This window comes from Treponema primitia ZAS-1, from assembly GCF_000297095.1.
GTDB lineage: Bacteria > Spirochaetota > Spirochaetia > Treponematales > Breznakiellaceae > Termitinema > Termitinema primitia_A.
The window spans coordinates 121,618-135,503 of record NZ_AEEA01000036.1; the positions used below are offsets into that span (position 1 = coordinate 121,618).

Sequence of the window (13,886 nt, forward strand, 5' to 3'; positions counted from 1 at the left end):
AAAGCAAAATCCGCCTCATTCCTCATTACTCCCGATAAACCGGAAAAGGAGTGATGTATGAAGGACAATTTACCGTTAACAAAGTTGCTGAACCGTTATGCCCTGGGGCTCATCAACAAGAAAGATCTGGAGGGCCATATTTTCAAATTTATTCTGGATAATTACCAGCAGTTCCATCCCTATGGGTGGGAAAAGGAAGATTATATGGACTACCTCTGCTGGTTCTATCCCCGGATCAGCCGGGCCATTGAAAATTATCAGGACACGGGCGCTTCCTTTGATGCATATATAAACTCATTGGTGCGCTGGGGTTCTAAGGAATACCGTGCCCGGGAGACGGATCACCATGTTGCGGAATATGCCTGCTGGAAGGCTAAGGCTCTGGACGATGCGGCCTGTCATGAAGAAGAGGATGTGTATATTGAACAGGAACCGGTTTTTGATTCGGTATCCAATCCCCGGCAAGTATTAGTTTTACTGCTCAAATCGTATCACTATATGTCATCGGATTTTCTGGATCGTATTTCTCCGGCTCTTAATATTGATAAGGAAAAACTCAGGCAGCTGGTTGAGGAATTACGAAAACTACGCTTGCAGCGGGAAGAGAACATTCGGGAGCTCCAGGAACGGATACACAGTCAATTCTACCGGTGTATAGTCTTTGAGAAAAAACTTAAGCTTGCCCCCCCGAATTCTGTCCGTCATGAAAAGATGAAACGCCGCCTGGATCGGGGACGGAAACGGCTGGAGTCCATGCGGAAACGCCTTTCGGGGATGAAAATCGGCGCGAGTAACCGCCAGGTGGCGCAAATTCTGGAATCCGCAAAGGGGACCATTGATGCGCATCTTTACACGGTTAAGGCTAAGGGGGAAAAATACGGGGATGAAAGCGAAGTTGAAGATACTGAGCAATAATAACCAGTCTTCCCTGGGTGGTTTGTTTTGGGGTATGGTTTAGGAATGTTGAGTTATAGGCACGGCTTTCATGCGGGGAATGCGGCGGATGTTTTAAAGCACGCAGTTTTAATGTACTGTCTGGATTATTTAGGGCAGAAGGAGGCCCCCTTCCTCGTTATTGATACTCACTCCGGGGCAGGGCGTTATTCCTTGACAGAGGGGTATGCAGCGCAGAACCGGGAATGGGAACAAGGGGTGGGGCGGCTGTTGGATCAGGCCGTCTTGCCGCCCCTGCTTGACCGGTATGCCGCGCTGGTTAGGGAATCCCTGGGGGCGAAGTTTTCTGCCGAATTTCCCCCGGCAGGACGCTATCCTGGGTCTCCGGCGCTCATACAAAGACTGCTGCGCTCCCAGGACCGGGCGGTTTGTTTTGAGCTACACCCTGCCGACTTTGCTGTGTTGGAGGATACGCTTAAGGCCGATAAGCGGTTCCGGGTTCTGCGGGAAGATGGGCTTGGGGGCCTTAAGGCTTTGCTGCCGCCGCCCTCCCGCCGGGGCTGCGTTTTTATCGATCCGTCTTACGAAATGAAAAGCGATTATGAGGCGGTTCCGGAAAAGCTCATCGAAGCGCTCCGGCGGTTTCCAACGGGCTTATACATTACCTGGTACCCCTTGCTGGCACGGAGGTCCGGGGCGGAGCTCAACGATGATGCCGGGGAAGGCGCTACCCAGCAGGAAGCGCTGCGGGAAACCCTGCTTGGGCTTTACAGTGGGAACCGGTGTGCCGTGGAACTACGTACTGCGGCTGCCGGCGGCGGCGGAAAGCGGCTGTACGGCAGTGGGCTGGTGATTTACAACCCGCCTTTTACGCTGCGGAAAGCCCTGGACGAAAGTCTTCCTGCGCTGGCGGAACTTCTGAGGGAAGGACAAGGGAGCTGGGATCTGCGGTGGGAGGAATGATCCTAGGGGCGGCTTTTTGCAACCATTCCCAATTATGGAGGTCTAAATCTGCATGAAAGATTCTTTAAATCATGTAAAAATGCCGGCCTCTAAAGCGGCGGTTTTGCCGCTGCCCTTTCAGACCCTGGGCGAAGAAATAGCCAATGCCGTACTCCACGGCCTGGGGGCGCTCCTTGCCGTAGTGGGCTTGGTACTCCTGGTGCTCCGGGGCAAAGGCTATCTGGGCATTGCCGCCGCGGAGACTAAAACTGTTGTTGCCTATGTAATTTTTACCGCCGCCATGATCTGCATGTTTCTGGCTTCCACCCTGTACCACGCGGTTCAGCATACGGGGGCCAAACGTATCCTCCGTATCCTGGATCATTCGGCCATCTACCTGTTTATCGCCGGATCGTATACACCCTTCTGCCTGGTGGGTCTCAAGGGCGCTTGGGGCTGGGCCATCTTTGGCGCCGAATGGGCCTTAGCTGCCGCGGGAATAAGCCTCCACGCGGTAAACTACCGCCCCTTGAAAAAGCTTGAACTGGTGGTGTATATCCTTATGGGCTGGGCCATCGTCATAGCGACGGTTCCCCTGGTTAGGTCCATATCCCGTCTGAGTCTCATCCTGCTGGCCGCCGGAGGCGTGGCTTATACCTTGGGCGCCCTCTTTTACCGGAAACACGAGGTCCGGGGCGCCCACGTTACCTGGCATGCCTTCGTATTAGCCGGGGCGTTCTGCCACTGGCTGTCTATCTGGTGGCTGTAGCCGGTAAAGCCATGCGCCCTTGAACTGGGTTAGCGAAGCACGCAAGAGAACGAAGTAGGGGGTCCTGTCAGGGAAAAAAGCATGGGGGACCCCCTACCCCCATGCTTTTTTCCCTGACACCCCCGCTGACTTCTTTGGGTGCGTGCTTCCGAGCCATAGGGGCGCATGGCTTTACCGGCCGGTTCGCAGAACCGGTGTTGCTTTCTACCGAAGTGGGCTTATTTATGAATCGGTTGCGGAATGGGGTATACCTCGGTCTGTGCCAAAAGTGCATATTCGGCGAGGGTCTTTTTGCGGCCGGTTCCCGGCTGCAGGGTGAAAACTAGTAACATATCTGACTGTCTTTGGGAAACCAAAATCTCAATGTCCTGGTTTCCGGTGGTCTGGACATACACATAATCCGGCTGGTTTACCGGGCTATCGAGATAAGCAAGCTTTTGAATGCGCTCACCGTGTAAAATCACGTATCGGCTTCTCTGCTCATCCCGTAAGGTTCCAAAAATGAGGTGGGTTTCGGGGGTATAAATGAAATGGAGTGGTCGAAAAATCAATATAACCGATTCAAGCCCGGAGTAGATATAGTGGAGTTTAACCTCTACCTGGTTATTCAGAGCCTCCAAGAGGGACCGCAAAGGCCCTTCTTTAAGCGACTCAGGACCGGGAGGAGCATTTAGCAACATACTCACCTTCCCGGCTGAAGTATCCGCTTCTTTTGAGACCGGTAGAGCCTTATTTAAAAGCGTCCATAGAAGGCTTTTATGCCAATCTGAGATGAATTGAGTCTTAGGCTGTACTCTTGGAGTCATATTCGATAGGAGAATTCCCGGATCATCTAAAATTTCAGGGTGAAACGCCGGATCGGTGTAAAAATATCCCCGATGCTGGTAGTCATAGCTTATCGGGGCATGAAACTCCTGTCTCAAAGCGGCAATATCAGCGGCGATAGACCGGGGATCAATGGATTCCCCATACTCCTCCCGGTAATCCGCCGCAAGCGATACCGCCGTTGGATAGGTATTTTCCCGGATTTTCTTGTCTATAAACCATTTTCGGTGGATTGAAGGTTTAAATGGCCCCATATTCGTCCCTAATCACAATCTACTTGACTCCGTGATATCCCTCAATGTGAATGATATTTCATTATCATATTGATATTTTAATTAGATAATGATATATATTTCATTGTAATCTTATGGGGAGGTAGTCTGGAATGTTTGGGGTTATTTTCTTGAACTTAAGTAGAAGATAGCTGTAAAGTTCGAATGATTTTTCAGGTTTTGGAGGTATGAAAATGAAAAAGGGTATGAGGATATCAGTTTTATTGGTAGTAATGTTTTTAATATTGGTAAGCTGTGATAAAGCTAAGAGCTTAGGGAATTTTGCTCTTTTTTCGTCGTATGTTTTGAATGAACCTATTAGGGAAGAAACATCAATTAATTCAAATAATTGGAAGGATGTTTCATCTTATGATGATGTCTTGGGGAATTGGAGTGGTTCAAAATTTATTCCCGTCAGCGTTAGGCAATTTCATTATGAGTTGGATGGGGATACAAAAATTGGTGTTCGGGTGGGATTGTCAATAGATAATCAAAAAGACTTTGTAGTTATGATTTATGTTGATTTCAACGATTTTTTGGATGATGGTATACGTGTATATGAAAAGAAATTTGGAACATCAATTTCAAAGGATGATGTATGGAAAGAAATAGTCTCCGATTACCCGAAAGAATTTAAAAATGAAAAATATAAAATAACAATAAGTCAAATTATTGATAGTGGTTTTATTGAGTCCGCTTCAGATGTTAAAGAAAATGGCACGATAATGATTAATGACCAAGGTCAGATGAAGATTTTTACGGAAGTGCCATTACCTGGATCTTTAGAGGTAAATAGTAAAATTGAGATTATACTTAATAAAAGTGTAAGGAAAAAATAAAAGCCGCTTATATTCGGATTGGAGGCTGCCATATAATGGTAATTTTGATATTAGGCAATAATTTTCATTGCAGCTAAATGAAATCTTGATTACTAAAAGGAGTATTTGAAATATTATGCGATACATACACCTTTCAGCTATTTTGATTCTATTTGGCGCCTGTGCAACCTTTTCCGGAAATTCCGAAACAGCGGGAACGGAAAGTCAGGAACTATCAGTTGCTAAACCCAGGAACACTGCAAGCAGTGCCCCGGCGCCGAAGAACTTGACGCCGATGTTTACCGGAGACGGCGGGAAGGGCATTGTCATTGCGGTACCTGCCCCGGCGCTGGAAAACAGTACCCCTGCCAACAATTGGATACCCCAGTTCTTCCAGGACCTTATGACCGGTGATTTTGCCCGCTTTTCGGCAATGACTGTTTTGGACCGAGTTAATGAAAGTTTAACTGTTGCCGAACAGAAACTCCAGGAAAACGGAAATTATTCCGATGAGGATTACATTTCAATCGGTCATCTAACTAATGCCCACTACGTTGTCGTCGGGACTATTCGTTCTATCTCGGGGCGCTATTCGGTAAGTTTTAGAATAAACGATATTGAGACCAATGAGATCAGGGCTTCATTTAACAAACAGTACAGCCCCCAGGATGTAGAGGGTGGCTTAGCCGCCAAAGAAACAGTGCAGGAATTGCTTGCCGGCATAGGGGTTGTTTTAACCAGCGAAGGGGAAAGGCAGTTACTGGCTATACCGAAAATTGAAGTAAGGGCATCCTTCCAACTGGCCAGGGGTATGGCTGCAGAACAACGGAACGATAGCCAGGTGGAAGCTCTAGCCTATTTTTATCAAGCCATTACCACAAACCCCAATATGCGGGAAGCAAACCAACATATAGAAAACTTTGCCAATGCGACGCCTCCCAGTTCCATACGGGAACGGGCTGAATGGGCTCTGGCTCAGAAAGCAAAATGGGAAAAGATTTGGGCAGATTTAGCAACCTATGTAAATGATAACTTATTAATAGTGGTGTATGATTTTAGTACGATATCCGATCAATTTGATGCCCGTTCTAATACGGTTGATATCACCGTTACGCCGGGGATAAAAATTATTCCCAATAGGACGGTACTGGCTGTTTGGAAAACCGTTACGGACAATTGGCGCAATATAAAAAACTTGGACGAAAATAAATCCTGGGCAAATTCAGTCACAATGGCGGATGGCATAATCGGTCCAACGCATATTGGAGGAAGTAATTCCGGGCAATATACAATTAATGTAGCCCTTTATGATGATTATGGAGATCGGATCGCATTATCACGAGATATTCATAATACTAACAGGGATAAAGTTCATTTTTACGGAAATAGGAATACTGACCTAGCAGCATTTCAAGCTTTAGCTCAAATTAAATACTACAATGATGCATCATTCTATCCTCTGATTTTCAATAGGATAAAATTGGATAATGTAACAGATAACTTATCTGCTAAGGTTGATTCTATTAAATTTAGGCCGCTCGGTGGAAACCCGAGAGATATTCCCGCACTGTTACTATCCATTCCCGAATGGGAACAATGGCTTGCGGAACATGGGGGAAGGTAACTCGAAGCATGAATATGTATAAGAATGTCAGCCTTTTATATATAGCCGGTTTCGTGTTCTCCGGGGTAATAATACTCCTGTCCACATGTGTCAGTACCGGCGGGGGAAAAACTCCGCCCTGGGTTGCAAATATCGAAACGGTATATCCCCGTGATACCTACATTGCCCAGCGTGGTTACGGATCAGATCGTCAAAGCGCGGAGATGGAGGGGATTGCAGCAATATCACGGTTTTTTACAAGCGAGGTTTCCAATGCCACCGGCAGTAGGCAAGTTTTTATTGAAAGGGATGGGGAATCCACCGTATCATCTGAGGTTTCAAGTGAGACATTGGTGAATACCCAGACAAAACTTTTTGCCATTCACTTTGCCGCCCCATGGTTCAATAAGGAGACAGGCGAATGGGAAACCATTGCCTATATTGATCGTGATGAAGCATGGGAGATATTTGAACCAAACCTGAGGCAAAGGGCGGATAATTTCAGAAACCTCTGCCAGATCGCCCTATCGGACAACGAGGTATTCAATAAAATTTTAATTTACTCTTCCGCTATGAATAGCGCTGAGGATCTGCTCATCGCTTTTGAATTCGCCCGAACACTGCATCCTCTGAAGGCAGGGGCATATAAGGATATTCAAACAACGCTCTCAAAATTACCTTCAGAAATTGCTCAATTAAAATTACATTCCATGATTTTTATTGAATGTCCTACGGATCTTGAAGGGACCGTATATGCGGCCTTTTCCGATATTTTGAGTAAATCAGGCTTTCCGATATCCAACAAGCAAGGCAATGCCGCATATATAGTAACCATAGGAATTTCCGAGAACGAACAAATACTCCAATCAGGAATATTTTATTCACCCACCCTTGAAGTGACCATTGCGGGGACAGGGGGATCCGTTTTTTCCTATGGTACAACATTCCAACGTATAGGTGCATCGAGCGCCGCAGTAGCGAAGCGCCGTGCATACACCGCAATAGCAGATATGGTGCGAAATTCCTTTCCCATAGAATTGGAAAAGGGAGTTAGAAAATAACTATTTTGGAGGATTTTATGAAAAAGAGAAGCGTGTTTTTATTTCTTGCTGCCCTGATTCCCGGGGTACTCATAACCATGGGCTGTGCAACAGGTGGTACAAACAGGGAGGCTGCTTCGGTAGGATCCAATGTAGATACTGCCCCGACAAAGAAGGTGGTTCTGGATTGGAGTAACCGAAGCTTGGGAATGCCCTCATCCCCTCCGTGGCTTGCTGCGTTGGTACTGGGAAACTCAAACCAGATAAAATCCGATTTTGGTATCCCTCCCACTGATCGTGTTAAATTTAGTATTGCACAAAACAGAAACAGAGAAAACGCACGGGTTCAAGCGGGCCTGCTATTTGCGGCTAAAACCGCAAATGAACTGAAACAATATGTGATTACTGGCGCTGGGTCAACGCTGGACGAGGGTGAATTAGATATCGTGGAAGAAATTACAACAGCTGCAAAACTTACAATTACGGGAAATGAACCGGTTGCAGATTTTTGGCAGTTGGTGGAGACCGAGGATGTAAACACCCATCAAAAAAGTCAAGAATACCTCTATTATATAGTTTATACCATGTCTGATTCTACTTGGAAGGCTTTGGTCAGAAAATACACTAATGATATAATAGGACAGCTCCCAAACCGTGCGGTACAAACGAATGTGGCTCGAGCATTTGGCGATATTGATGCTGTAGCTTCCCGTGAACAAGAAATGACAGAAGCTCAATTTAAAGCGCAAATAGCCGCAGCCGAACAGAGCGCAAAGACTAATGAGCGAATCCGTCTGGCAGAAATAAATCAGCAGACCGCCGCAAATAATCAAGCCGAAGAAACAATACGGGCAGAAGCTGCCGCCAATGCAAACGCCCAACGGGCTGCACTCCGTTCAGGCGATCCCGTACGGGTATATGCGGCCAGTGTTACCCCGGCGGATGTCGATTGGATTACTGCGCTCAGTACAGCTTCCAACGTGTTATATTGAATTGATAGTAACGGTATCCCCACCGTTCGTTCGGGTTCTTGGTGAATATTTCCCCTCCCCGGTGGTCAGCCATCAGTGCCATCTATCCGGGATTTTATATATTCTTCTGCGGTTTGGACTGCCATGTCTTTTACGGTATAATCCTTTGTGTTTCTAGTTACTAAAACAGCAATTTCATTTTCTTTTGCGGCAAAATATTGAAGGAAAGCAATACATCAAGAATAATGTCCGAATCAATGAAAACTTTTTCCATCCCTATTTTCCGCCGAGTATCCGTTGCAGCCGCTCATCGGTCTCCGCCAATGTATACAGCTTTTTTACTTCTTCCTTGGAAACCGCGCCAAGCAGACCTTCGACTACCGGCGAAAATTTTTTTTCAGGAGACGGTTTTTGGGTAAGATTCCTAAAATAGTTTTCAACAATCTTTGATAAGCTGCGATGGCGGCTATCGGCATATTCCTTTGCTGATAGAATTACGGATTGATCCATTTGCAGGGTTAGCTTTGTTTCCATACGTGACTCCTACGTGTAAATATAATATATTTTACACGTATTTTCAACAGCCGCTGCCTTCCCTGAATCTTACAAATTTGGTATACTATCCCCATGGCTACAACGGTTGACGATAAAAAAGTTATATATTCCATGGATCGGGTCTCTAAAAAGCACGGAACCAAACAGGTGCTTAAGGATATCAATCTTTCCTATTTTTATGGGGCTAAGATCGGTGTTATCGGCCTTAACGGGTCGGGGAAATCAAGTCTTCTCCGGATTCTCGCCGGAACGGACACGGATTTTTCCGGGGAAACCACGGTAAGCCCGGGTTTTACCATCGGTTTTTTGGAACAAGAGCCGGTACTGGAAGCGGGAAAGACCGTGAAAGAGGTAGTTTCTGAGGGGGTCCAGGAATTGGTGGACCTCCTGGCTGAATTCGATACCGTGAGCGAGGCCTTTGGTGATCCCGATGCAGATTACGATAAGCTGGGAGCGAAACAGGCGGCGCTGCAGGAAAAGATCGAGGCCGCCGACGGGTGGAACCTGGACAGTCGTCTGGAACTGGCCATGGATGCTTTGCGCTGCCCCTCCGGGGACGAGGTGGTGGATCACCTTTCCGGGGGCGAGCGGCGGCGGGTAGCCCTGTGCCGGCTCCTCCTTAAAAAACCGGATATCCTGCTCCTGGACGAGCCCACCAACCACCTGGACGCGGAAACCGTGGCCTGGCTGGAACGGCACCTCCGGGAATACGATGGCACGGTTATCGCGGTAACCCATGACCGCTATTTTCTGGACAATGTGGCCGGCTGGATCCTGGAACTGGACCGGGGCGAGGGGATTCCCTGGAAGGGGAACTACACCGGATGGCTGGAACAGAAGCAGGCCCGTATGGCCCAGGAAGAGAAGGGTGAAAGCGAGCGGCGGAAAACCCTGGAACGGGAACTGGAGTGGATACGCATGAGTCCCAAGGGGCGCCACGCCAAGAGCAAGGCCCGTATCGCCCAGTATGAAAAGCTCTTCCAGGATGATGAGCGGGAAAAGGTCAAGGATAACCGTATCACCATACCGGCGGGACCCCGGCTGGGGCAGTTAGTTATCGAGGCGAAGGAGCTTTCCAAGTCCTTTGGGGATAAGCTGCTCTTTGAAAACCTGGAATTTACCGTGCCCCCGGGCGCTTGTGTGGGCATCATCGGTCCCAACGGCGCGGGCAAGACTACCCTGTTTAAAATTATCACCGGCAAGGAACAGCCTAGCGCCGGACAGCTCCGGCTGGGGGACAGCGTCAAGCTGGCCTACGCGGACCAGATGCGGGAAAACCTGGACGGGGAAAAGAGCGTCTGGGAACAGCTTTCCGGCGGCTTGGATATTATCAAGTTAGGCGGAACCAAGGAAGTCAATTCCCGGGCTTATTGCGCCTGGTACAATTTTTCCGGCGGGGACCAGCAGAAAAAGGTTTCCGTTTTGTCCGGCGGCGAGCGGAACCGGCTCAACCTGGCCATGATGCTCAAGGAAGGGGCCAATGTGCTGCTCCTGGACGAGCCCACCAACGACCTGGACGTAAACACCCTCCGCGCCTTAGAGGAAGCGGTGGATACCTTTGCCGGAGTAACCCTGGTGATAAGCCATGACCGCTGGTTCCTGGACCGGATTGCCACCCATATTCTGGCCTTTGAGGACGGGGAAGTGGTCTGGTTCGACGGCAACTGGTCAGAATACGCGGAATGGCGGCGACAGAAGCTGGGCGCCGAGGCGGACCGTCCCCATCGCTACGTGTACCGAAAACTGGAGCGATGAGGCCGAGCTTTAGACATCCATCGTGTCGATTAAGCGCTGGAGACACAGTTTGATATAGTGATTGATGGTGATCTTCGCGTTATCCGTTAGGCTGGTGGGATCGAAAAGCAGTATCCACACATCCTGCCGATCATAACGGGGTCCCAGAAAGATGAGGTCCGCCATGGCCAGGGAACCCCGAAGCTTCAGCTGAACTTTCCGTATCACGGCGTTTTTATCCATCTGCGGGGGAGCGTCGATCTGTGCGGCAAAACCTGCGGCGCTGATATCGAGAAGTTTACCCGTTATAAGCCCAATATCGCCCTTGAAGTTCAAAGTTCCCGAGCCTTCTTCGCAAACCGCCCGGAAACTCTTCCTTCGGCCCTTGGCTTCATTGGCCAGCAGGGCGTTGCGGATAATCACGGTGCTTTCCTTAACTCCCTGCTTTAGCTGTATATACCCGCAGGGTACCATCATCTCCATGAGGTACTTTTCCATGAGATCCCGGTCGGTGTTATACGATAAGATGCCCAACCGGGTTTGGATCTCCGGGTTATCCTGGATTTCCTGGATATAGGCTTCCCACTCCGGTTCCTCCAGCCGTTCATCAATATTGATAAACATGATAGAGCCCGGAAAACGTTCTATAAGCTTTCGGGCCCGTTTATGGTCCCGGAGTATATAGATCTCAAATCCCTGCATAATAAGTTCATCTACCAGATCGTCCTGAATGACGCTGTGGGGATATAGAAAAAAAACTTTTCTTCCTTCAATAGGTGGCTGTTCCATATAACCTAATATTATCGCAATTTTTTCACATTGACAATATTCCTTTAAGAGATTATTTTAATTGTGAAATATTTCACAAGGAGCGCTTATGGCCCAGATTCCGGGACCGGCAAAAGAAAGGCTTCTCTCCCTGATGCGGCTCCTTGAAAAACAGGCCGGGGGCCGTATTACCTCCGGCGAGGTTGAAGCCCTTACCGGCTGGTCAAGCCATACCATCCGTAAGGATATTTCCTATTTAGGCGGCGCTGCCGGGAACAGCACCGGCTACGATCCGGAAACGCTGATCCCCGCCATAAAGCAGGCCCTGGGTCTTGGGGTCCGCCGCCGGCTCTGTGTGGTAGGGCTTGGCCGGCTGGGTTCCGCCTACCTGAATTTCCGGGGTTTCGATACCATCCCAGCCGGGCCGTCGGACGAGCCGGGTGGGGAGTTTGAACTGGCCGCAGGGTTTGATACCAGCGTAAACCGGGTGGAGATCCTTCAATCTCCGGTTCCCCTGTATCCGGCCTTTAAAATGGGCGAGGTGATTTCCCGGTTCGGCATAGAACTGGCCCTGCTCTGTGTCCCCGAAGCCGCCGCCCAATCCGCCGCGGAAAAATTGGCCGCCGCAGGCATCCGGGGTATCGTTAATTTTGCCCCCCTGATCTTACAGCTGCCCCCGGAGATTGCGGTTCGCAATGTTTATGTGGTGGATGAACTGAGGGCCCTGGCGCTTAAGTTGAGCGAGTAGTTTTACTGAAAAAAGGAGCTGTCATGCGTGTATATAATTTTGCCCCCGGACCTTCAGCCCTGCCCCTTCCGGTCTTGGAACGGGCGGCGGCGGAAATGACCGATGTCAACGGAACCGGCCAGTCGGTAATGGAGATGAGCCATCGGTCTAAGGACTTTAAGCCCATCATCGAAAAAACCGAAGCTCTGCTCCGGGATTTGATGGGTATTCCCCCCAATTACAAGGTGCTGTTCCTCCAGGGCGGCGCTTCCCTGCAATTTGCCATGGTCCCCCTTAACCTGGCCGGGGTTGAATCCGGGGCGCCGAAAAAAAAGGCCGCCTATGTGGAGACCGGTATCTTTGCAAAGAAGGCCGCCGAAGAGGCGTCCAAGTATGCGGAGGTGCATATCCGGGGGAGCTCAAAGGACAAGGCCTATACCTACATACCGGCGCCGCTTCCCCCGGCGGCCGATGACGCCTATTACCACATCACGGTGAACAACACTATTGTGGGTACCAGGTGGGCCGCCCTGCCCGAAACCGGTTCTGTTCCCCTGGTGGCGGATATTTCAAGCTGCATCCTTTCGGAACCCCTGGATGTTTCCCGGTTTAGTCTCCTCTACGCCGGCGCCCAAAAAAATTTGGGACCGGCGGGAACCACGGTGGTGATAATCCGGGAGGATCTCCTGGGGAAGGCGCCGTCCTGGACGCCGACGATGCTCCGTTACGATATCCACGCCGGGGAAGCTTCCCTGTATAACACCCCGCCCTGTTACGGCATCTACATCATCGGCCTGGTCCTGGAGTGGATTAAGGGATTGGGAGGCGCCGCAGCCATGGGTACGCTGAACCGTGAAAAGGCGGATCTGCTTTATGCCTATCTGGAGGCCTCAAAACTTTTCCGGTCCCCGGTGGAAAAATCCAGCCGCAGTATGATGAACGTCACCTTTGTATCAACCGAAGCCGACCCGGATAAGCGGAAGGAAAAGGAAACCCGGTTTGTTAAGGAGGCCGCCGCCCAGGGTTTAGTAAACCTGGCGGGTCACCGGCTGGTAGGGGGTATGCGCGCCAGTATCTACAATGCCACGCCCATTGAGGGGGTGAAAGCCCTGATTCAGTTTATGGAAAAATTTGAAAAAAGCGAAAAATAGTGCGGCAGCCGCCGTACAGGTAAAGAGGTAGCCATGTTTAGAATTCGTACTATGAATAAAATATCCCCCATGGGCCTGGAACTGTTCCCCAGGGACCGGTATGAGGTGGCCAGCGAGATCCCCAATCCTGACGCCATCCTGGTGAGGAGCGCGGATCTCCACAATACGGAGATCCCCGAGACGGTTGTCGCCATAGCCCGGGCGGGAGCGGGGTATAACAATATTCCTGTTCCCCAATGCAGTGATCGCGGCGTGGTGGTCTTTAACACCCCCGGCGGGAACGCCAATGCGGTAAAGGAACTGGTTATCGCGTCCCTGCTGTTTTCTTCCCGGCAGATTCTGGGGGGCATCAACTGGAGCGCCTCCCTTTCCGACCACGCCGACGAGATCCCGGATTTGGTAGAGAAGGGGAAGTCCCAGTTTGAAGGGCCGGAGATCAAGGGCAAGATCCTTGGGGTGGTGGGCCTGGGCGCCGTGGGTGTAATGGTCGCCAACGATGCTATTTCCCTTGGGATGGAGGTTATCGGCTATGATCCCTTCATATCCGTGGACGCCGCCTGGAATTTGTCCCGGGCGGTAAAACGGGCGGATACCCTGGAGGGGCTTTTAGCCCGCGCCGATTATGTCACCCTCCATACTCCCCTCAGCGATACCACCAAGGGCCTGCTGAACGCCGAAAAATTCCGGCTTATGAAAAAAGGCAGCCGCGTCATCAACCTTGCCCGGGGAGGGCTGGTAAACGAAGGTGACATAATTGCTGCCCTGGATGCGGAAAAACTGTCCGTCTATGTAACGGATTTTCCCACGGCGGAACTCC

The 13,886-nt window shown here is 49.9% G+C and carries 15 protein-coding genes; 12 read left to right on the forward strand and 3 right to left on the reverse strand.

Annotated features, from left to right (window positions below; translation table 11 throughout):
- Nucleotides 1-57 precede the first annotated feature (57 nt).
- The 3 genes from TPRIMZ1_RS0105605 to trhA are packed head-to-tail and all read left to right on the forward strand — an operon-like array spanning nucleotide 58 to nucleotide 2,605.
- Complete coding sequence (locus TPRIMZ1_RS0105605; RefSeq protein WP_010256165.1) at nucleotides 58-915, forward strand: hypothetical protein; 858 nt, start codon at nucleotides 58-60, stop codon at nucleotides 913-915.
- Nucleotides 916-960: 45 nt separating this feature from the next.
- Nucleotides 961-1,857 (forward strand): 23S rRNA (adenine(2030)-N(6))-methyltransferase RlmJ, encoded by an 897-nt coding sequence (locus TPRIMZ1_RS0105610; protein ID WP_010256167.1) that lies wholly within the window; start codon nucleotides 961-963, stop codon nucleotides 1,855-1,857.
- 52 nt (nucleotides 1,858-1,909) lie between these two features.
- On the forward strand, nucleotides 1,910-2,605 hold the full coding sequence (gene trhA, locus TPRIMZ1_RS0105615) for a PAQR family membrane homeostasis protein TrhA (RefSeq protein WP_010256171.1): 696 nt from the start codon (nucleotides 1,910-1,912) through the stop codon (nucleotides 2,603-2,605).
- A gap of 218 nt (nucleotides 2,606-2,823) precedes the next feature.
- Here the strand turns inward: trhA and TPRIMZ1_RS20420 are convergent, their stop codons facing one another.
- A complete protein-coding gene (locus TPRIMZ1_RS20420) occupies nucleotides 2,824-3,285 on the reverse strand; it encodes a hypothetical protein (protein ID WP_157784180.1) in 462 nt (153 codons plus the stop codon).
- A 198-nt stretch (nucleotides 3,286-3,483) separates the two neighbouring features.
- Here TPRIMZ1_RS20420 and TPRIMZ1_RS20425 point away from each other — a divergent pair, with 198 nt between their 5' ends.
- From TPRIMZ1_RS20425 to TPRIMZ1_RS0105640, 5 genes are all read left to right on the forward strand, one after another.
- A complete protein-coding gene (locus TPRIMZ1_RS20425; protein ID WP_198429902.1) occupies nucleotides 3,484-3,666 on the forward strand; it encodes a hypothetical protein in 183 nt (60 codons plus the stop codon).
- Nucleotides 3,667-3,896: 230 nt separating this feature from the next.
- Complete coding sequence (locus TPRIMZ1_RS0105625) at nucleotides 3,897-4,541, forward strand: hypothetical protein (RefSeq protein ID WP_010256177.1); 645 nt, start codon at nucleotides 3,897-3,899, stop codon at nucleotides 4,539-4,541.
- Between the two features lie 115 nt (nucleotides 4,542-4,656).
- Nucleotides 4,657-6,144, forward strand: coding sequence for a cell surface protein (locus TPRIMZ1_RS0105630; protein WP_010256180.1), 1,488 nt, complete (start codon nucleotides 4,657-4,659; stop codon nucleotides 6,142-6,144).
- Between the two features lie 203 nt (nucleotides 6,145-6,347).
- On the forward strand, nucleotides 6,348-7,184 hold the full coding sequence (locus TPRIMZ1_RS0105635) for a hypothetical protein (RefSeq protein ID WP_157784182.1): 837 nt from the start codon (nucleotides 6,348-6,350) through the stop codon (nucleotides 7,182-7,184).
- A gap of 17 nt (nucleotides 7,185-7,201) precedes the next feature.
- Nucleotides 7,202-8,155 carry a hypothetical protein gene (locus tag TPRIMZ1_RS0105640; RefSeq protein ID WP_010256183.1) on the forward strand — a complete coding sequence of 318 codons (954 nt, stop codon included), beginning with the start codon at nucleotides 7,202-7,204 and terminating at the stop codon, nucleotides 8,153-8,155.
- A 255-nt stretch (nucleotides 8,156-8,410) separates the two neighbouring features.
- On the opposite strand, the gene TPRIMZ1_RS0105650 is transcribed toward TPRIMZ1_RS0105640, so the two are convergent.
- Nucleotides 8,411-8,668, reverse strand: a complete 258-nt coding sequence (locus TPRIMZ1_RS0105650; protein ID WP_010256185.1) for a DUF6364 family protein — start codon at nucleotides 8,666-8,668, stop codon at nucleotides 8,411-8,413.
- A 93-nt stretch (nucleotides 8,669-8,761) separates the two neighbouring features.
- Here TPRIMZ1_RS0105650 and ettA point away from each other — a divergent pair, with 93 nt between their 5' ends.
- The gene (ettA, locus tag TPRIMZ1_RS0105655; protein ID WP_026043548.1) at nucleotides 8,762-10,444 is read left to right on the forward strand and encodes an energy-dependent translational throttle protein EttA; all 1,683 of its coding nucleotides are present in this window, start codon (nucleotides 8,762-8,764) and stop codon (nucleotides 10,442-10,444) included.
- A 9-nt stretch (nucleotides 10,445-10,453) separates the two neighbouring features.
- Here ettA and TPRIMZ1_RS0105660 read toward each other — a convergent pair whose 3' ends face one another.
- Complete coding sequence (locus TPRIMZ1_RS0105660; RefSeq protein WP_010256187.1) at nucleotides 10,454-11,212, reverse strand: hypothetical protein; 759 nt, start codon at nucleotides 11,210-11,212, stop codon at nucleotides 10,454-10,456.
- 88 nt (nucleotides 11,213-11,300) lie between these two features.
- Here TPRIMZ1_RS0105660 and TPRIMZ1_RS0105665 point away from each other — a divergent pair, with 88 nt between their 5' ends.
- From TPRIMZ1_RS0105665 to TPRIMZ1_RS0105675, 3 genes are all read left to right on the forward strand, one after another.
- Nucleotides 11,301-11,939 (forward strand): CoA-binding protein, encoded by a 639-nt coding sequence (locus TPRIMZ1_RS0105665; protein WP_010256188.1) that lies wholly within the window; start codon nucleotides 11,301-11,303, stop codon nucleotides 11,937-11,939.
- A gap of 23 nt (nucleotides 11,940-11,962) precedes the next feature.
- A complete protein-coding gene (serC, locus tag TPRIMZ1_RS0105670; RefSeq protein ID WP_010256189.1) occupies nucleotides 11,963-13,069 on the forward strand; it encodes a 3-phosphoserine/phosphohydroxythreonine transaminase in 1,107 nt (368 codons plus the stop codon).
- A gap of 51 nt (nucleotides 13,070-13,120) precedes the next feature.
- Nucleotides 13,121-13,886: NAD(P)-dependent oxidoreductase (locus TPRIMZ1_RS0105675; protein WP_010256191.1), on the forward strand; the 766-nt coding region annotated here is incomplete at its 3' end.